The sequence below is a fragment of the Limosilactobacillus balticus genome (genome assembly GCF_014145615.1).
Taxonomy (GTDB): Bacteria; Bacillota; Bacilli; order Lactobacillales; family Lactobacillaceae; genus Limosilactobacillus; species Limosilactobacillus balticus.
On the sequence record NZ_JACIVH010000064.1, the window covers coordinates 43,831 to 62,193 of the forward strand.

Sequence of the window (18,363 nt, forward strand, 5' to 3'; positions counted from 1 at the left end):
GAGGCTCTTTTTGCATGGTTAAAAATTTTAAACACCCTTACAAATCGTTTGATGAGCAAATAGCAATATTAAAAAGTCGTGGAGTTGAAATAAACGACTATGAGTTTGCCAAGAATGCTTTAATGACTTTCCCATACTATTCAATTATTAATGGCTATAAAGATATGTTCTTAAAGCAGAAAGAACCTGATATATTTCGTAAAGGAACTTCTTTTGAAATGCTCTATCAAGTTCATTGGATAGATATTCAGGTTAGCAATATTATTTTTAAATATTCCTTGGCGGTAGAAGAGAGATTAAAAGCTCTCGTTTCAAATATAGTAGCTCGAAACTTTTCTATTGACGAAGAAACGTATTTAGATAAAAGAAATTATAGTAAATCTAAATCTCAACGCGGTAAAATAAATGACTTTATACAAGCAATTGAGGATGCTAAGCAAACTAGCAAAATTGCTCAACACTATATTAAAGAAGAAGGCAATCTGCCACCGTGGATTGCAGCAGAGATTATTAGTTTTGGCTCAATGGTAAATTGGTATTCTGCTTTATCAATTAATGAAAAGAAAGAAGTTGTAAATTTCTTTCTCCAGAAAATGTCTACACAAGGATTAGTTAAAACTGATGATAAATTGCAATTCTGTAAAATTTGTTTGGAACAAGTTTATAGGTTTAGAAATCTTTCTGCTCATGGTAATAGAACTTTCAAATTGCAGCTTAGTGAAACTGATACACAAAAGATCCGTTTTTTAGATGAGTTCTCAATTTCATTTCTTTATAAAGCAGGTAATGAAATTGAACTGCCACGTAATGGACTTTTTTCAATTATAGTTAGTATCATTGTACTCTTAGATGATCAATATCTTATATCTAATATGATTGATGAATTAGAATCAATTGTTAATACTTATGGAAATAAGAATTTATTCAACGGTAAAAGTATTTATGACTTATTTGAAGTTGATGAAAATTTCATTTCAAGGTTAAAAGAATTTATGAACCTGAAATTTTCTCCTAAAAATAATAATTAATCCTTTGTCCAAACCCTGATGACTTAAAAAGCTGGTAAATGAAAAAAGCCCATCCCCTACTGGCATAGGAGATGGACCAGGGTTGAATAAGATTTACAGGTCTCAATTCAACCCTTTCATTATACACAATTTAATAATGGAGGGACAAGTATGGCTTCAATAATAAAACGTTATGGAAAATGGCAAGCTCGAATTTCATGGTATGACAGTGAAGGAAAACGACAAACTAAAAGTCAAGGCGGTTTCCCTACTAAAGTATTAGCTAAAGATTGGGCAGTTGAACAAAAAGCCAAACTAAATAAAGGAATCAACATTAAGAAAACAATCAAATTTATTGATTATTACGATCAATGGATTGAGACGTATAAGAAACCTAAAGTAGCTGAAATTACTTATAAGCGTTATGAATTTACTCGAAAGGCATTAAATAGCTTCTTTGCTGATACTGAATTCAAACATATCGATCGCAAAATGTATCAAAGATTTATTAATGAGTATGGAGCTACTCACGCCCCACATACTGTCAAAGAAGTAAATAACATTGTTCGCGCTTGTATCCGGTCAGCGATGTTAGATGATTATCTGATTAAGGACTTTACTCAAAACGTTACACTAGTAGCTAATGAGGATAAAGAAGTAAAAGTTGATTATTTAAATGTAGAAGAAATTAAAAAACTGCTTGAAAAAGCTGAAGCTGGGATCAGTCAGCAAGATATTTATACCAGTCGTTATATGATTATCACAGCCATTTATACTGGAATGCGACTATCTGAGATTCAAGCATTAACATGGAATGATATTAATTGGCTACATCAAACCATTACTGTTAGCAAGTCCTGGAATATGTACACTCATTCTTTCAAGCCAACTAAAAATAAATCGTCTAATCGGACTATCAAAGTAAATCAAACTCTTCTACAATTGCTTTCTCAATTGAAGGAAAAGCATATTAGTAATATGGTATTTACGACTCAGTTTGGTACTATTCCTACTAGCAACGCAGTTAATAAAATGCTTCGACAATTATTAGATGAATTGGGTATTCACCGCAAAAATTTTCACTTCCACAGTTTACGGCACAGCCACGTTGCCTTACTTCTTGCTAAAGGTGTGGATATATACCCAATCAGCAAACGTCTTGGTCATAGTGACATTCGTACAACAATGAATACTTACGCTTATTTAATAGATGAATACAAAGGAAAAACTGATGACAAGATTGTCAATGCTTTGAACCAACTTTAGTTTGGTACACTAGTGTACCAAAGGTGTACCGACTTTGTACTTTTTTATATTTTTCCATACTTTTCTAAAACACTAAAAAACCCTATAATCATTGATATAACAACGATTGTAGGATTTTTATGTTTCATCATATTTTCTCAAAAATGCGTCCCCCGAGAGTCGAACTCGGATCATGAGGACCGAAATCTCATGTGCTATCCATTACACTAAGGACGCCTTACATTTTTATTTTAGCGCATTTATTAAAAAAATAAAGAGAATTTGTCAATTTTATTTAAAAAATACAAATACAGGTAGCGTATACTTACGACTAGGCGATCTTCTCCTTTACCAGTACTTCTTAAGTTAATATAATAGATGTGTTACAAAAAACATGAGGGGGAATTTTCCATGAAAAAGCAATCCACAACTATTGCCTCAATCGTTATTCTAATTATAATTGCCATCTTTGCCTTACTTAATACAGCAACTGTAGTAGTCAATCTTTTTGGAGCACAAGTAAAGATGCCACTAGTGCTCCTAATCTTTATCTGTTTACTTATTGGGGCTATTATTATTTACTTACTATCATTTTCTAATCATCTCAAAACTAATAAGCAATTAAAAGAATTACAATCATCGCGTGTTAGTAAGGACGAATTAAAAAAGTATCAAAAAAAGATTGATCAACTACAAAAAGAAAATGCACAGCTAAAGCAACAACTTAAAAATTAAACTGTTGCAGAAAAAGCACAAGATTCTTCTGCAAATTAGTGTTTCAGAGAGGAAATTAAATGGGAAAATACCGTTTTATTGCGATCGATGTTGATGGTACCTTACTAGATGATAATGATAAATTCGACGTTAACCGTTTAAATCAAGATATTGAACTATTACAACGACAAAACTATCACTTTATTATTGCAAGTGGGAATAGTTACGATGCATTGTCAACGATCTTTCAGCCGTGTCCACTTGTAAAAGAATTTGTAGCAGAAAATGGCGGACGACTGATAATAAACGGCAACTCTGTGTACAACAAGACTCATTCAATTGCGACACTGCAACAGCTTTATGCTTTTATTAAGCATACATTCCCTAGCCCTGACATCCTATCTTTATCTGGCAAAACGCAAACAATCCTTGCCGAGCAGTATCGAGATGTTCCAGTCCCTTTTTATCCCCATCACACATATTTTTCTGACCTGCAAAAAATTACTGAGCCAATTTATAACTTAAACGTTGGTTGGGCCAAGCGCAAATTATCTCAAGCTATTATCCAAGGATATGTAAATCAGTTAAATGAGCAGTTTCCAAACTTAATTCAAGCAACTTATAGTGGAGCTTATGGCATTGATATCCTACCAGCGGGCGTAAATAAGGCCTTGGGATTAAAAAGACTAGTTGAAAACTATCTAAACGGAACTCTAGACCAAGTAGTTGCTTTCGGGGATACTTCAAATGATATTGAGATGCTATCAGAAGTTGGTTATGGATATGCAATGAAAAATGCTACTGATGACCTGCTAAAAGTTGCTGATAAAGTTACAAGATACGATAACAATCATGCTGGGCTATTGTCAGAGATTGAACATCAATTTATTAACCGTTAGAGATATTATGTAAACTAACAATCACAAAAAAAGATGTGCGAGTTTCAAATCGCACATCTTTTTTTAATATACTCCACCATCGTAGAAATTGTAAGATGGTTTATTAAAATCGTAATTAGGAAGTTCTGACATTTTAATGAAATTATCTGCAATTCCCCAACTCATTAAATTAATTGGTTTACCAAAGTCCTCATCAGGAATTACTATCATAATATATTTGCCTAGTGCGCGTGCCATTCCTAATTCAACACCCATTCCTACATCTTCTTCTTCAGGAATATATACTGCTAAAAGCATATCAGAAGTTGAAACTCCTACACGATCACCATTGTAAGTTGCTGTACTCCATTCGCGATCTTGTAAAAGCTCTGGATGTTCATCAACCCGTAATCCTTTATATTGGTGTTGTAATGGCACATAAGAATTTTCTACATCTACTGTAGGATTAGCTTTAATCGCATTCATTGCGTCCGCGTAAGCTTTATTTTGCTTATCAGTAAACCATCCTGCACAGAAATATACTGTCTTACTTTTTTGATTTGTCATTAAGTGAACTCCCCTTTAATTTTTGTACAGTTAAGATTCTATCATGGAATAATAAACTTAACCAATTAGGATTTTTTAATCTTTATTGAGAGCGGTAATAATTAACTGCTTGGCTGCCTTTGAAACTGAGATATCTTTTTTATCTGCATATTCTTTTAATTGTTGGTATATAGCTACGTCATCAGGCCCACGCCATATAATTCCTGTTACTTGCCCGTGTTCTTTGTTCATTCTAATTCCTTTCCCATAAAATGTTAGCGATATTGTTCAAAATTTTTGTGCGGTGATGTAATTGAAAGTGAGTAGTTTTCGGATACACTTTTTGATGATACTTAATCGATGGATGGATTTTAACTAATGATTTTAACATTTCCGATTGGATATGAGGAACAGACCCATCAGTTGTTTTACTGCCTTCTTCACTACCCATTAAATTATAAATCTCAACAGGATAATTTAATTGCCAATTTTTCATCTCCAAAAACAATTGGTGAAAATTCTTGTCGGTAGACTTATTAACTAAATGATAGCGATATTTTAACTGATCGCTAAGGCTTTCTTCAACTGGTACCCCTAAAAAGACTACTTTATTTAACCGAATATGATCTTGAAGATATTTTGAACCCATATAAGCATGAATAAATTCTGTTCCCCCATATGAGTGGGCAACGACATTAATTTTCTGCATATGATAGTGTTTCTGCAAATAATTCAAAACAGTCGTCAGTTGCTTAATCTGTGGATGGTAGGTACCATTATAGTTCCAAGTAAATAAAACTTGAATTAAAGCATTCTTTTGCCCATGAAAATTTCCCTCTGTCCAGATACGTCCGTTAGGGGCAACCCAAATCGTTAGAACTTTTTGTGCAATATTTTTCTGTTGATAGTACTTAATCATTTTATTATAAGTAATCGTACTTCCACCCCAACCGGGAATAAGTAACGTAGGAACAGAAGAATACTCCACTTTATCTTGGTAATTTTGCGGTGATAAAGATTGTCCAGGCGTACCTCGTAATAAGAAACCTTGAATACCAAATGCAAGAAGAACTAGACTACCAATACTAATCCCGGCAATTTTTAACGACTTTTTCATCAAATCATCTTCTTATCATTTCATTTTGTAGCTCCCTCTTATTATACGCTTGAAAATTATAAAGGGGATGGCCTTTTAAACTTTTGGATATGGAATTAAAGTTAATTTACCATTAATATATTCACCAAGATAGATGTCATCAACACTGCCATATCCTGCTTTATGGATTTGTTCAAATACCCACTGTTCATCATGATGAATCAATTCCATTACGTCAATATTGATCTGTCCATCATTAATTAATGGGAAGCGAACATTTGCTTCATCATTTTCGATGATTACAAGTTGGCCATTTTGTTCTAAAATTCCACTTTTGACTTTGGCAACTTCATAAATTCCATGACCACGAAGACGAAACATAAGGTCATTAGCACTAATTCCCGCGCGCATACAATTCTCTACCAATACTTTGCCGTTTTGAATTAATATTTGTGGTCGTCCATCAATGATTCTTCTTACCCAAATGTTATGATCCTTCGCAAACTTTACAATAAATACAATTAATGTCCAAATCAAGAGTACCATTATAAACTCAAGGACAGAAATGTCACTATTATAGATAATTCCGCCAATAATCCCACCTAAAACATAATTTTGGACTTGATCAATGGCGGAAGTTGGCGCAAGATTCCCTTTCCCCAATAAATTAATCTGCAGAATCAAACATAGCATACCAAGGACAAACTTTATAATGATTAACGAATAAGTATCCATTCTTCTCTCCTACTTCATTAAATTAACCTGATGATTAACAACATGTGCTCGTGTAAGGGTATAATTATCTCCCGTTTGACTTAAATTGACACGGTAATCTCGATTCTCAATTCGGACAAGAATTCCATCCGTTAAAGTTGTGGAGTTAACAACTACTTTTTGTGGAGAAACATTATGATCACGAGCAACCGCCTTAATAAAGGGAATCATCTGCGTTGTTTGGGATTGCTGTGTCGTACTTTTTTCCATATCAGTAACTTGAAAACCAATAAAAAGTAACAATAGCAAAAAGAAAATTATTCCTAAATCACGATAACGGGTAATAAGGCGATGCCGTAAATATAAAAGTGCCATTACTGCAATCAGAAGTACAAAGATGATAATAGCAATGTAATTGAATAGTTGATTCATGTGTTGGTGATTTGATAAATAACTAATTGTATAAAATGTCAATTTATTTCTCTCCTTAATTTAAATGTAATAAAAACTTAAGCAGCTCTCCACCCTTTTTTCGTACGTTCATGATAAAATAATAGTAACTATAGTATGAAAGAAAGGAGGAAATTCTTAATGATCTTCAAATTAGTCTTAAAACTTGGATGGATCTTGTTAGGGAGCATTTCATTCATCGGTGGCATAATTGGAATGCTTCTTCCTGTAATTCCGCAAGTCCCATTTTTCCTCCTCACAATATGGTGTATCACTAAAATCTCACCACGTTTTCATAATTGGCTCCTGAGTAATCCACTCTACATAAAATATGCAAAACCCTTGGTAAAACGGCTTGAAAACCTGAAACATCATCCAAAACAAAAGACACAAAAAATTAATAGTAAATAAAAAGGTCTTGAATGCTATTTGCGTCCCAGACCTTTTTATATTAGCCAAATAATCGTGCCCAGAATCCCTTCTTTTGTTCTTTCACAGGCGATTCCGTAACTTTTTCAGCTGTATTTGTAGTTACCAGTTCCTCATTATCCGCTTCATTCTCCTCAATGTTCTCAGCATATGGGTTGCGTTCACCAATCCATTTAAAGAATTCATCAGCTTTTATCTCCACAAACTTACCCCGTTTACCATTGATACCATCTACACAAAGTTCAATTGGTAATGCATTTCGGTACTTTTCAATACTATCGGCAGTAAATCCATTGAAAGTATTAAGCTTTGAGATATCAAATAACAAGCTATGATCTTGTTGGCGATATTTAAAGTCTTCTTCTTGTGTTAGGTAAAGCTTAGCCCAGCGGTTACGAGAACTTTCCTTAAAGTCATCACAAATTTCATCTGCAAAGTAAGGAGGTACTTCCATATCCGCCATTTGATAGTAATCGCGGAAAATCTTACGGGTATTTGCTAAGAAGTCAAGTTTACCAGTTTTTTCGTCGAATGCTCGCCATGGTGTTTCATCGTCTTCTAGTAAGCTTGCCATCCGCATTACAAAATCCTTAAACAACGTATTATTTAAGGTTTGGCGTACGTTATAGATATATTTATTTGCTTCTCCTTTTTGCTGATCATCGATAACCTTATCAATTTGAAGATAATAAGTTCGTCGTGCAGTTTCACGAAGCATCGTAAAACCAGAATCATAATTTGTTGTTCCGATTAACGGGGCAATTGCATGGGGATTGTTAACCAATTCATTCATCGTATCAACAACCAAGTGGCGGCTATATTGGTCTTGTTGGAAGAAGTATGGTTCAATCTCATCCATTAAAACTGGATATGAACTTCCAAGCTTCATGTAATGCTCAATTGCATCGACAGTCTTGGCCTTTTTCTGCGGTGTATCTGTAGGATAGATAGTCCCGAAATCAATTAATGACCGATCAGTATTCCATGTCAGTTGATTAATAATCCGTAATAATGTTGACTTTCCAGAACCAGCAGTCGCTCCTAAAATCAAGAAGTTAGGAATGTCATTACCATCTTCAGGATTCAAACTAGCTTTCGCACGAATTTCCCATAAAAATGGTGCCGTAAAACTATATAAAATAGCTTCATAGAATCGTTTACCATAATCATCGTTGTAGTCAACAACGTATTGCTGATAACCTTTTAATACTGCATCAATACTCTTTAACCCATCACGAATTTGACTAATAGTTGCGACTTTTCCGAACTGGATTGGGTGCGTGCCAGTATCATTGGGGACATACAGGCCACTATTATTATTAACCAGATTTCTTTCCATTGGACGATCATATAAGAACGTTGTGTATTTCTTTTCTGCTGATCGTTGTTGTGGTGTCATACCACTAATCAATGCATCTTGAACTTGCTTAAAAATTTTTTCTCGCGATTTCAATTTTGGTTTAGCTGCTCGTGGCGATACAGCTGTTTTTTGCAAAGTATAAATTGTATCGTGTTGCTGAATTTGTCGTTCTGCTTCTTCTTTATCTTGAGAACGGTTAGTCGTGATATCTCGCATTGATCTAGTAATCATTGCGGGAATTTTATTTTCATCAATTTGTTTTTGAACATCATGACTAATTAAGTCAGTCATATCTGCAGCTGCAATTTGATCAGTGACTTCATTATCAAGAATTACAACCGCATTCTTAGTTCCCTTACTATCTTTTAGGCTTTCATCAATTTGATTTTGGGCTGCATTTAAAAGATTTTCGGTAAAAAATGGTCGCAAAACTGGCTTGATGTCATTCTTATAGTGATTATCAAGATTTTGAAATAGCCGAATGTCATCATCAAAGACTAATATTTCTTCATATTGGTTGCGCTCTTTATCAAATGAAGCACTGTCTAAGTTAAGACTTCCCAAAATCACACGAGTATCATGGGTCTCGGAATTACTTAGGAGATAAAAACGTGAATGGATAGCCTGAGTTGGTGCAATTGCAACTTGAAAAAGATTGTTCAACACGTTTGCTTGATTGTCGCTAGTTAATGCTTCAAAGACTTTAGCAGGCTTTTTATTAGCAGCAGATAGCAATGCGTTGGTTAAAGCTACCTTAGTGATTACTTCATCGCCAGTTTTAGCTTCATAATTTTCAGGGCTGCTCAGCGCAACTTCGACTTTAATGAATCGACTTAAATACTGATTAATGAAGTCGGCAGTTACATTACCAGTAACTGCTGTTAATCGATTGAACTTATTAGCATCAAAAAGCTGGCTAATCTTTAACGGTGGAGTATCCTGACCATTAAAAACAATATGAATCTTTTTTAGATCTGAATCTGTCATTGGCGTAGTCCTTTTCTAAACAATATTAACTCTTTTTATTTTCGTTTATTTAAACCAATTTTGCAAGTGACCAGCGAATATTTTGTTTCTAAGGAAATTTCGAATAGAATTATTTTGAAACATCTGCATAACTTCACATGATTTTATGATGAATTGATTGTATAACACGAAGGTAGCAATTGTCTCTTCTATGGTACAAAAACTGGTCACCAAGGCAAAAAAATGGATAGGAAAAAGTGATATGTTCCCCCCTCTAGGTGGACATGGAAATATATAAAATCCATGTTTATCCTGAAGGGGAGTTTTTATGCACACTAGTGGTAGTACTAAGAGTTGTTTCAGATAATTATTCAATTAACAAAGTTGCTTGTGAGCTAGGTCTAGGATGGTCCATTGTTAACACTTGGATACGCAAGATGGTATTGAAGGGCCAAGGCAATCACATAGCTAGCGTAAATACTCGTTAAGCCTAAAATATGCAGCTATTTTTGACTACTTAAGTGATGATTTCTCTTTAGAAGAATGTTGCCGTAAATATAATATTTCTAGTCATAGCGTTCTCACAAAGTGGGTTCACAAGTATACTAGTGGTAAAACCTTGAGGCAGTACCGAGAAAGTTCTACCACGATGAATAAAACTAAAGCACTCAAAATAACATATGATGAACGTTTAATGATTGTCCATGATGCTCTCGTTTATAATAGAGATTTTAAGTACCATGTTTCTTATCAACAGGTCTACACGTGGGTACGTAAGTATGAATCACAAGGCGCGCAAAGCCTTGAAAATAACTGAGGGAAAAAGTTATCTCAACGTTCAAGTGAGTCATTGAGTGAAACACAGCGCCTACAACTCCAAATCCAGAAGCTTGAGAAGGAGACACAAAACTTTTTACTAAAAATTGCACGCCCTAGGAAAATCGAACAAATCGACTACGAACAACGATACCAAGCAATAAGTGCTACTATCCAGTATTTTCCTATTTGCCGGTTTTGTAAGGTTTCAAGATCTAAAATTACCAGTGGAAGAAGCATCCTGAGAGTCTCAAGCAAACGAATAATGAAGCAACTCATCCAAAAACTTTACTATCACTTTGAAGGTAAACAGGGTTACCGTTTTACTATGGTGCTCAATCACGATTACCGTCGGCATTGTAATCATAAACGGGTTTTAGGTTTAATGCGTGAACTGGGTTTGCGGTTAGTTCTCAGACGAGCAAGACATAGTTGCACTATCTCTAAGGGCCATAACTTTGAACATAACCTATTAAATCGTAATTTCACAGTCTAGTGGACGAATGAAAAATGGGTAACTGAATGGTTAAATGCAACGATTCCTAACTTTCATCCGTTATTGACTAGTGATTGTGGGTTTTAATATCCTTTTAAGGAGTATGCGCGTTTACTACTGAACATCAAGTTACTCATAGTATGGTCGATTCATTGATAACGTTCAAATGGGAAACTTCTGGGGATATTACAAAGACGAAAGTTATAATGGCAAAATATTCACCACATTCGAAGAGATAGCGCAGTCAATTCACCGTTACATGAATTTTTACAACAACAGACGATATCAAGAAAAATAAAACAACTTAACCCCAGTAGAATACCAGAATCAAGCTGCTTAACAACTTTATATATTTACATGTGCCCTTGACAGGGTACGATTCATATTTTTATCCTCTTTATTTTTTACTATTCTCAGTTTTAATATTATTCTTCGCCCTTAATAACTTTAGTTCGAGGGTTACTTGGCTTCTTAACTTTGGAAATGACACCTTTTTCTACTAATTCGTCAATTTGAGTTGGATCGTAGCCCAGAGACTTAAGAATTTCCTTATTGTTTTCACCAAGATCTGGTGCCCGTTTGTAATCTGGCTTATAGTTAGCAAGAGTAAATGGCAGACCAATTGTCTTGAACTTACCCCGGTTACCACCTTGATCAATGGTGACAATTGTTCCATCATCATTAAGGTCCGGATCGTTTTCCAATTCATGCCAGTCAAGAACTGGGCCAACTGGAATTCCGGCGATACCTAACTTCTTAGTTAACTCGAACTTATCGTAATTCTTGGTATATGATTCGATTAATGGGTAAAGTTCTTCCTTGTGTAATTGCCGGTTTTGCCAACCTTCGAAGCGTGGATCAGTAGCCCATTCTGGATGACCCATTGTCTTGGCAATTGTTTCCCAACTCTTGTCACTGTTTTGAACAACAATGTAAACGTAAGCATTTGGATCATTTTCCCAACCTTTAGCCTTATAAGTCCAACCAATTACTTGACCACCTTCAGTGTTCTCGGCACGTGGAATAGCTTTACCCCACTTGAAGTTTGGATAAACAGCGTAGTGAGGTAAGGCACCTAAGTTGTCTAACATAATTTGGTCACGGAGCTTAATTCGGCAAAGATTAAGAACAGCATCCTGCATTGATTGGTAAACGTAAGTCCCTTCACCAGTGTGTTCACGTTGGAGAAGAGCTGCCAAGATGGCGATTGTTAAGTGCATCCCGGAGTTTGAATCACCTAAAGCGGCAGCCGATTGGGTTGGAACGTTGTCCTTCCCTTCATTCCAACCAGTTGCAGATGCAGCACCACCAGCTGACTGGGCGACCGGTTCAAAGGCCTTAACATTTTCAAACCGTGAACCTTGATTAAAGCCTTTCAATGAAGCCATGATCAAACGTGGATTTAATTTATGAACCTTTTCCCAACCAAAACCAGCCTTTGTAGCTGCTCCTGGCTTGATGTTTTCAACGAAAATATCAGCCTTCTTCAACAGATCATACATAATCTTTTGGCCTTCAGGAGTCTTAATGTTCAAGGTTAAGGACTTCTTGTTGGCGTTCAATTGAAGGTAGTAAAGACTCCATGAATCCTTGATATCAAGCAATTCATTCCGGGTTGGATCACCGGTATTAGTCCGTTCGATCTTAATAACGTCAGCACCTAACCATGCTAAAAGCTGCGTACAGGAAGGTCCGGACTGAACTTGAGTCCAATCAACAACCTTGATTCCTTTTAACGGTGCAAAATTATTTATTTTTTCTTCAGTCATTATGATTGCTCCTTTCAGCTTCTTCAAGCGGTTTCAAATTCAACGCTGGGTTTAAGTTACCAATGTGACCAGATTCCTTACCCATTGATGGATCGATCTGAACATTAATCAAGTTTGGTCGACCGGATTCAACAGCTTTGGCAAAAGTATCCTTCATTTCTTGGTAGTTTGATACAAAATAGTTGTCACCACCAAATGCCTTAGCAATTAAATCATAACGGCCAGTTGGGTCAAGAGTTGTTGGACCTAATTGGTTAGAAACTACTTGACCAACCCCGTTATAAATACCACCATTATTAATTACGACAACAGTAATTGGGAGCTTGTAACGGCAAATAGTTTCCATTTCCATCCCATCAAATCCCAAGGCACTATCACCATCAAGGGCAACAACATGTTTGCCAGTTTCAATAGCTGTAGCAATGGCATAACCCATACCAACACCCATTACACCCCAAGTACCGGTATCAAGACGGTGACGTGGTAACTGCATTCCAACCATATTCCGACCAATATCCAAGGTATTGGCTCCTTCACTAACAATATAGGTGTCAGGGTGTTCCTTAAAGTATTCAGCGATTGGTTCAATTGCTCCATAATAGCCAAACTTTGGGTTAGTCTTTCCGGCAGCGATCCGTTCGGCAAACTTAGCATCATTCTTTGCCGTATCTTGGGCAATTTGATCTAACCATTCTTCACTTGTATGATAGCCACTTTTAATAATTGCAGGAATAAGTTTAGCTAAGATTGATTGAAGATCACCTTGAAGAGGTGCTGAAATCTTTTGTGAAGAATCAAATTGAGTAGCATCAATATCAAGTTGAATAAATTTGGCATCTGGATTGAATTGAGGAGCATCACCATAGGAAAGCATCCAGTTAAGCCGGGCACCAATTAGGATTACGACATCGGCATTCTTCAGTGATAATGAACGAGCAGAAGCGGCTGAATACTTATTGTCATCAGGAACAACACCCTTTGCCATTGACATTGGCAAGAATGGAATTCCTGTTTCATTAACCAATTTTTGAACCTGGTCTTCAGTCCGTGCATATGCCGCACCTTTTCCAAGGATAATTAATGGCTTTTGTGCGTTTTTAATAATATCGACTGCTCGTGATACTGCTTCGTCACTTGGTTCTTGCTTTGGTGCTGGATCAACTAACTTATAGATTCCAGTATCAGCAGTTGGTGCTTCTTGAGAAATGGTGTCCGCTGGTAAGTCGAGGTAAACACCACCTGGCCGACCAGATACTGCTGTCCGAATTGCTCGAGCAACAGCTAAGCCAATATCTTCTGCCCGGTCAACCCGGTATGCCTTCTTGCAAAATGGCTTGGCAACATTGTATTGATCAAGCCCTTCATAGTCACCTTGAGAAAGGTCGATAATGTGCCGTTCAGATGAACCAGAAATCATAATTAATGGAAAACAATTCTTGGTTGCTTGAGCCAATGCTGTTAACCCGTTTAAAAATCCCGGAGCGGAAACAGTTAAACCAACCCCTGGCTTTTGGGTTAAGTAACCAGCCGCAGCAGCTGCATCGATTGCGGAATCTTCACGCCGGAAGCCGTAGTACTTCATTCCCCGAAGTTCAGCTAACCGGGCAAAGTCGGTTACTGGAATTCCTACCAGTCCATAAATATTGTTAATTCCATTCTGTTGGAGAGCCTTGATTAACAGGCTTGCACCAGTTCGTTCTAGAGAATTTTCTGTCATAATTATCCTCCTCTAGCCTAAATAACCTTCGTTACAGTGCACTGTTGAATTATTGTATACATCTTATTTATAAAACTTTTAATTTGAATTAGCAAATTATTTTGTTTATTTCTTGCTTATTTTTGTTAAATGATTCATATTAAATGTGTGTACAAGCAATTAATTTTTTTATAAGGAGGTTGAAAATTATGGTTAGTATCCTTATCGATGATATTATTCCGATATTGGTAATCATGCTATTAGGATACCTTTGTGGTAAATTCTATTATTTTGATAATGATCAACGGCAAGGACTAAATAAATTAGTTCTAAATATTGCTTTACCAGCGGCGCTATTCATTTCAATCGTTAAAGCAACGCGTTTGATGTTCGCTCAAGATATCGTTCTTACATTAATATCAATTATCGGGGTTGTTGGTCTTTTTATGCTTAGTTTTTACTTGGATAAATTATTTTTTCACCGTTCAACCCAACAAGCTGCTGTCTGTGCACTAATTGCCGGATCGCCAACAATTGGTTTCCTTGGATTTGCGGTTTTAGACCCTATTTACGGAAACACAGTTACTACTAACCTTGTTATTGGGATTGTTTCAATTGTGGTTAATGCTATTACGATCCCTCTTGGCTTGGCACTAATTAATCGTGGTCAAGATATTACCAAGAAGAAAGCTCAGGCCACGAATACACCTGGTACAAAAATAAAAGTTGAACAAGTAACTGGCAAGGGAATTCATAAGGCAACTAAGAAAGTCATGGTAACCATTCCTGATGGTGTACCGGTTACCGATGCCGAAGCAAGGGCATTGGAAGAAAAGGGATTAGATCGGGAAATCGATTTAGCTCGTGCCGAAATTGCCAATCATGCAAATACTAACCATAAGCCAATGAATTCAACTCTAAAGTCAATCCTAAACGCTATTAAACAACCTGTTGCCGCTGCACCTCTTTTGGCTGTTATCTTTGTTTTAGTCGGAATTCATATTCCAAGTTCATGGGCCCCTACTTTTGATTTAATTGCAAAAGCAAATGCTGGTGTAGCCGTTCTTGCCGCCGGACTCGCCTTAGCAACTGTTAAATTCTCCGTTGATAGAGAAGTTATCTGGAATACCTTCTTCCGACTATTTTTTACTCCAGCAATAATTGTTGCTGCTGCCTATATTTGCGGAATGGGAACTGACCCAGAAAAAATTTCTATGCTTTGTTTAGCTACGGGGTTACCACCTGCATTTTCTGGAATTATCATTTCAAGCCGTTACAATATTTACGTCAAGGAAGGGGCTAGTTCTGTTGCTGTTTCAACAGTTGCTTTCGCTGCGAGTTGTGTCTTCTGGATTTGGCTCTTACCAATCTTAGCTCATATGTTCTAGAACATAACTGAGCGTAATTAATGCAAAACTAAATAGATATCTGTCAACAGATATTGAGTACTCATATTTAGCTTTTAATAGGTTCATGGTAGATGATTTCAAAAAAGAAAGACAAACAGGTGGTTGCTATTTCGGGCATTTGCTCTATTCACGTACTCAACTAAATCTAAAGACATTAATTAAAAAGATTCATTCGAAAATTTTAAAGTTTCCGAATGAACCTTTTTAATTTGAGCACTTATATTACAGTCCTACTTTTAGTCACCATAGACTTAACTAATTCGTATTCACTTGTGTTACTGCCCCTGTTGCATAATTTATACTAATATTACGCTGTACATTGGGGACGAAGACGTTGTACTGCAAACTGCCATCCTTTGACTTGGCCTCAATATGGGCACCAGAAGGCACTAAATTATTACCATCATATACATCAGTTACCCGATAACGAACTTGTTTGTTTTGGTCAAGAGCTTTTCGCACTAAACCTTCATAGTAGTTCTGCCCAGTTGATGTACTGCTTCGGGCTTCATTGGCCCAAGCAGTTTGAGTTGCAATATTAGCCGGGTTTGACTCCGAAGCATTAAAGCCACGGATACCACCTACTAATGCATAGCCTAATAAGTGACCGCGATCGTAAGCATGGGAGATTCCGCCCTTCAAATTGTGGGCTTGTAAAAATCCAGCGGGCTTCCAATTAGTGGCCCCGTTTCCAGTTTCATTTCGATTACGGTACTGTCGTGTTGTTCGATTGAGCCACGCGTCACCTTGCCATGCTCGACCTTGCGAATCACGTCGATTAACTGCGTACGGTGCGTTATTAATATTTGCGTTCAGCGCCGTCCGATTGTTATTTAAAATAAATGCTCCGTAACCATTCCATTTTATATCAGATGTTCCTAACTGCTGACGGACGCCATTAGAAAGAACACTCGTGGCCTGCTCTTGAGTTGGCGGCGTAAAAGAAGATGATCGATTATTATTGCTAGAATGGCGCCAAGACGCTACCCGTTGGATCCCCTGCGGTAAGGTACTTCCCTTATCAGATGGCTGGGAAAAACTACCAATGCCGAGAATCGCTACTAAAGCTAAAAGTAAATACTGAGTCTTTTTATTGAATCGAAATCGCATGTTTCTAAAATACCTTTCCTCTTAAACGTATGTTCGTAGAAGTATTTTATCATTTTAAGCGATAAAAGAAAATACTCCCAAAACAATCTGTTTCGAGAGTACTTATTCTTTATGCTAATTTATCTTGGCGCCGAGTTCTTAACTTATAGATAATACTCATGATAATTAAGAAGACTGCTCCAACACTAACTGAAATCCGTGTATCTGGATTAAAGAACATAAACAGTAAGATAACACTTAACGCAATCAAACTAAAGTAGTTATATGCTGGATAAAATGGCATCTTGAATGGGTGGTCCTTTAATTCAGCCGGATTATTACGCCGGAAGTTTAATTCTGAAATCAGAATAATAAACCATGGTACCATCCCAGGAAGGACACTTGAACTATATACAATCACGAAGACATTAGCAGAGGCCGCATTAAACATTGACAGAAGCATATTAACAATAAACCCAAGGAAAATCCAAAATGCAATTGTTAAGATAGCAACGTTCGGTACAACCCGCTTTGACAATTTACTAAATACCTTAGGAACTTCACCATCAACTGAAAGCTTAAAAAGCATCCGACTAGCACTGTAAATTCCTGAGTTGGCACCAGACAAAGCAGCAGTCAGAACAACAAAGTTAATGATTCCAGCTGCACCAGTAATACCAACTTTAGTAAATGTCTCAACGAATGGGGAACCGACTGCTTTTAACTCGTCCCATGGATAAATGGAAACGATAACGAAGATTGCCCCAATATAGAAAATTAAAATCCGCCAAATAACAGATTTGACTGATTTAACAATCGCATGGCGTGGTGATGCCGCTTCACCAGCGGTAATACCAAGCAATTCAATTCCTTGATAGGATCCAGCAATCACAGATAGTGAAAACATGAACCCCATGAATCCGCCAGTAAAGAATCCACCGTGTGACCATAAATTGGAAATTCCAACTGGATGCCAATTGTTACCCAACCCAAGGACAATTACTAACAATCCAAGAATGATCATAACAATAATCGTAACAACTTTAATCATCGCAAACCAAAATTCCAACCGGCCATATGCCTTAGCAGATGCAAGATTCGCAAGAGTTAAGATAACAATCATTACTAACCCTGAAATCCAATCCGGTAAATTAGGCCACCAATAATTAAGATATTGACTCATGGCAATAATGTCTGAAATACCAACAATGATAAACTGAAAGACGTTACTCCACTTTGTCAGGTATCCAGCTAAGGGATGAATATATTTAGAACCATAGTCCGCAAAGGAACCAGTTCCTGGACTGATATAGATCATTTCCCCTAATGCCCGCATAACACCATACAGGACTAATCCTACAAAGGCATATGCTAATAGGACAGAAGGACCAGTCCATTTAATAGTTGATGTGGCTCCCATGAAAAGACCACTACCAATTGTCCCACCAATTGCAATCATTTCCATTTGTCCGGGAGTCATTGTCCGATTTAATTTAACTTCATTTTTCTGATTATCCATCATTCTAACCTCACTTTAAATAAAAAAGCTACCCAAAATGTCCCTATTCAACCCTTGTCAATTTTTGATAAGTGGTTGAGGCATCTTGAATAGCTATTGCTAACAGATTTAAGAGATATTAAAACTACTCAACCACAGTAATTGTTGTTGTGGTTGAGGTGGAG

The 18,363-nt window shown here is 36.6% G+C and carries 19 protein-coding genes, 1 tRNA gene and 1 pseudogene; 10 read left to right on the plus strand and 11 right to left on the minus strand.

Going from position 1 to position 18,363, the window contains the following annotated elements; genetic code table 11:
* The first annotated feature begins 14 nt into the window (after positions 1-14).
* Both H5S10_RS04865 and H5S10_RS04870 read left to right on the plus strand, forming a co-directional pair.
* Positions 15-1,028 carry an Abi family protein gene (locus H5S10_RS04865; RefSeq protein ID WP_182588921.1) on the plus strand — a complete coding sequence of 338 codons (1,014 nt, stop codon included), beginning with the start codon at positions 15-17 and terminating at the stop codon, positions 1,026-1,028.
* A 150-nt stretch (positions 1,029-1,178) separates the two neighbouring features.
* Complete coding sequence (locus H5S10_RS04870) at positions 1,179-2,273, plus strand: tyrosine-type recombinase/integrase (protein WP_182588922.1); 1,095 nt, start codon at positions 1,179-1,181, stop codon at positions 2,271-2,273.
* Between the two features lie 144 nt (positions 2,274-2,417).
* Here H5S10_RS04870 and H5S10_RS04875 read toward each other — a convergent pair.
* Positions 2,418-2,489, minus strand: a tRNA-Arg gene (locus H5S10_RS04875).
* A 174-nt stretch (positions 2,490-2,663) separates the two neighbouring features.
* Here H5S10_RS04875 and H5S10_RS04880 point away from each other — a divergent pair.
* Together H5S10_RS04880 and H5S10_RS04885 are read left to right on the plus strand one after the other, a co-directional pair.
* Positions 2,664-2,987, plus strand: coding sequence for a LapA family protein (locus tag H5S10_RS04880; protein ID WP_182588923.1), 324 nt, complete (start codon positions 2,664-2,666; stop codon positions 2,985-2,987).
* A 59-nt stretch (positions 2,988-3,046) separates the two neighbouring features.
* Positions 3,047-3,865 (plus strand): HAD-IIB family hydrolase, encoded by an 819-nt coding sequence (locus tag H5S10_RS04885; protein ID WP_182586758.1) that lies wholly within the window; start codon positions 3,047-3,049, stop codon positions 3,863-3,865.
* A 63-nt stretch (positions 3,866-3,928) separates the two neighbouring features.
* On the opposite strand, the gene H5S10_RS04890 is transcribed toward H5S10_RS04885, so the two are convergent.
* The 5 genes from H5S10_RS04890 to H5S10_RS04910 all read right to left on the minus strand — a co-directional run bounded on the left by H5S10_RS04890 (position 3,929) and on the right by H5S10_RS04910 (position 6,674).
* A complete protein-coding gene (locus H5S10_RS04890) occupies positions 3,929-4,411 on the minus strand; it encodes a nucleoside 2-deoxyribosyltransferase (RefSeq protein WP_182586757.1) in 483 nt (160 codons plus the stop codon).
* A 75-nt stretch (positions 4,412-4,486) separates the two neighbouring features.
* Positions 4,487-4,642, minus strand: a complete 156-nt coding sequence (locus H5S10_RS04895; protein ID WP_182588924.1) for a hypothetical protein — start codon at positions 4,640-4,642, stop codon at positions 4,487-4,489.
* A 1-nt stretch (position 4,643) separates the two neighbouring features.
* The gene (locus tag H5S10_RS04900; RefSeq protein WP_182588925.1) at positions 4,644-5,507 is read right to left on the minus strand and encodes an alpha/beta hydrolase; all 864 of its coding nucleotides are present in this window, start codon (positions 5,505-5,507) and stop codon (positions 4,644-4,646) included.
* Between the two features lie 75 nt (positions 5,508-5,582).
* Entirely contained in the window at positions 5,583-6,221 is a 639-nt protein-coding gene (locus tag H5S10_RS04905; RefSeq protein WP_182588926.1) for a DUF421 domain-containing protein, read from the minus strand.
* Positions 6,222-6,230: 9 nt separating this feature from the next.
* On the minus strand, positions 6,231-6,674 hold the full coding sequence (locus H5S10_RS04910) for a DUF3290 family protein (protein WP_182588927.1): 444 nt from the start codon (positions 6,672-6,674) through the stop codon (positions 6,231-6,233).
* A 117-nt stretch (positions 6,675-6,791) separates the two neighbouring features.
* Here H5S10_RS04910 and H5S10_RS04915 point away from each other — a divergent pair, with 117 nt between their 5' ends.
* Entirely contained in the window at positions 6,792-7,061 is a 270-nt protein-coding gene (locus H5S10_RS04915) for a YbaN family protein (RefSeq protein WP_182588928.1), read from the plus strand.
* Positions 7,062-7,101: 40 nt separating this feature from the next.
* Here H5S10_RS04915 and H5S10_RS04920 read toward each other — a convergent pair whose 3' ends face one another.
* Positions 7,102-9,426, minus strand: coding sequence for an ATP-binding protein (locus H5S10_RS04920; protein ID WP_182588929.1), 2,325 nt, complete (start codon positions 9,424-9,426; stop codon positions 7,102-7,104).
* Between the two features lie 463 nt (positions 9,427-9,889).
* On the opposite strand from H5S10_RS04920, the pseudogene H5S10_RS10555 reads away from it, so the two are divergent.
* From H5S10_RS10555 to H5S10_RS10565, 4 genes and pseudogenes are all read left to right on the plus strand, one after another.
* Positions 9,890-10,027: pseudogene (locus tag H5S10_RS10555) on the plus strand (helix-turn-helix domain-containing protein); the annotation flags it as partial.
* Positions 10,028-10,054: 27 nt separating this feature from the next.
* On the plus strand, positions 10,055-10,222 hold the full coding sequence (locus tag H5S10_RS04925) for a helix-turn-helix domain-containing protein (protein WP_182586750.1): 168 nt from the start codon (positions 10,055-10,057) through the stop codon (positions 10,220-10,222).
* A gap of 264 nt (positions 10,223-10,486) precedes the next feature.
* The gene (locus tag H5S10_RS10560; RefSeq protein WP_407657688.1) at positions 10,487-10,717 is read left to right on the plus strand and encodes an IS3 family transposase; all 231 of its coding nucleotides are present in this window, start codon (positions 10,487-10,489) and stop codon (positions 10,715-10,717) included.
* Between the two features lie 166 nt (positions 10,718-10,883).
* Positions 10,884-11,015 carry an IS3 family transposase gene (locus H5S10_RS10565; RefSeq protein ID WP_182588931.1) on the plus strand — a complete coding sequence of 44 codons (132 nt, stop codon included), beginning with the start codon at positions 10,884-10,886 and terminating at the stop codon, positions 11,013-11,015.
* A gap of 127 nt (positions 11,016-11,142) precedes the next feature.
* Here H5S10_RS10565 and frc read toward each other — a convergent pair whose 3' ends face one another.
* Both frc and oxc read right to left on the minus strand, forming a co-directional pair.
* Positions 11,143-12,486 carry a formyl-CoA transferase gene (gene frc / locus H5S10_RS04940; RefSeq protein WP_182588932.1) on the minus strand — a complete coding sequence of 448 codons (1,344 nt, stop codon included), beginning with the start codon at positions 12,484-12,486 and terminating at the stop codon, positions 11,143-11,145.
* Complete coding sequence (oxc, locus tag H5S10_RS04945; RefSeq protein WP_182588933.1) at positions 12,479-14,203, minus strand: oxalyl-CoA decarboxylase; 1,725 nt, start codon at positions 14,201-14,203, stop codon at positions 12,479-12,481. Before oxc ends, frc begins: the two co-directional genes overlap by 8 nt.
* A gap of 188 nt (positions 14,204-14,391) precedes the next feature.
* Between oxc and H5S10_RS04950 the strand changes: the two genes are divergently transcribed.
* Entirely contained in the window at positions 14,392-15,570 is a 1,179-nt protein-coding gene (locus H5S10_RS04950) for an AEC family transporter (RefSeq protein WP_182588934.1), read from the plus strand.
* A gap of 276 nt (positions 15,571-15,846) precedes the next feature.
* Here the strand turns inward: H5S10_RS04950 and H5S10_RS04955 are convergent, their stop codons facing one another.
* Entirely contained in the window at positions 15,847-16,701 is an 855-nt protein-coding gene (locus tag H5S10_RS04955; RefSeq protein WP_182588935.1) for a DNA/RNA non-specific endonuclease, read from the minus strand.
* Positions 16,702-16,810: 109 nt separating this feature from the next.
* Positions 16,811-18,202 (minus strand): amino acid permease, encoded by a 1,392-nt coding sequence (locus tag H5S10_RS04960; RefSeq protein ID WP_182588936.1) that lies wholly within the window; start codon positions 18,200-18,202, stop codon positions 16,811-16,813.
* Positions 18,203-18,363 lie beyond the last annotated feature (161 nt).

Bases quoted from the DNA above. Each gene is read 5' to 3' on its own strand.
- H5S10_RS04865 (WP_182588921.1), top strand. From the start codon at position 15: ATGGTTAAAAATTTTAAACACCCTTACAAATCGTTTGATGAGCAAATA.
- H5S10_RS04870 (WP_182588922.1), top strand. From the start codon at position 1,179: ATGGCTTCAATAATAAAACGTTATGGAAAATGGCAAGCTCGAATTTCA.
- H5S10_RS04880 (WP_182588923.1), top strand. From the start codon at position 2,664: ATGAAAAAGCAATCCACAACTATTGCCTCAATCGTTATTCTAATTATA.
- H5S10_RS04885 (WP_182586758.1), top strand. From the start codon at position 3,047: ATGGGAAAATACCGTTTTATTGCGATCGATGTTGATGGTACCTTACTA.
- H5S10_RS04890 (WP_182586757.1), bottom strand. From the start codon at position 4,411: ATGACAAATCAAAAAAGTAAGACAGTATATTTCTGTGCAGGATGGTTT.
- H5S10_RS04895 (WP_182588924.1), bottom strand. From the start codon at position 4,642: ATGAACAAAGAACACGGGCAAGTAACAGGAATTATATGGCGTGGGCCT.
- H5S10_RS04900 (WP_182588925.1), bottom strand. From the start codon at position 5,507: ATGAAAAAGTCGTTAAAAATTGCCGGGATTAGTATTGGTAGTCTAGTT.
- H5S10_RS04905 (WP_182588926.1), bottom strand. From the start codon at position 6,221: ATGGATACTTATTCGTTAATCATTATAAAGTTTGTCCTTGGTATGCTA.
- H5S10_RS04915 (WP_182588928.1), top strand. From the start codon at position 6,792: ATGATCTTCAAATTAGTCTTAAAACTTGGATGGATCTTGTTAGGGAGC.
- H5S10_RS04920 (WP_182588929.1), bottom strand. From the start codon at position 9,426: ATGACAGATTCAGATCTAAAAAAGATTCATATTGTTTTTAATGGTCAG.
- H5S10_RS04925 (WP_182586750.1), top strand. From the start codon at position 10,055: ATGAATAAAACTAAAGCACTCAAAATAACATATGATGAACGTTTAATG.
- H5S10_RS10560 (WP_407657688.1), top strand. From the start codon at position 10,487: ATGAAGCAACTCATCCAAAAACTTTACTATCACTTTGAAGGTAAACAG.
- H5S10_RS10565 (WP_182588931.1), top strand. From the start codon at position 10,884: ATGGGAAACTTCTGGGGATATTACAAAGACGAAAGTTATAATGGCAAA.
- frc (WP_182588932.1), bottom strand. From the start codon at position 12,486: ATGACTGAAGAAAAAATAAATAATTTTGCACCGTTAAAAGGAATCAAG.
- oxc (WP_182588933.1), bottom strand. From the start codon at position 14,203: ATGACAGAAAATTCTCTAGAACGAACTGGTGCAAGCCTGTTAATCAAG.
- H5S10_RS04950 (WP_182588934.1), top strand. From the start codon at position 14,392: ATGGTTAGTATCCTTATCGATGATATTATTCCGATATTGGTAATCATG.
- H5S10_RS04955 (WP_182588935.1), bottom strand. From the start codon at position 16,701: ATGCGATTTCGATTCAATAAAAAGACTCAGTATTTACTTTTAGCTTTA.
- H5S10_RS04960 (WP_182588936.1), bottom strand. From the start codon at position 18,202: ATGATGGATAATCAGAAAAATGAAGTTAAATTAAATCGGACAATGACT.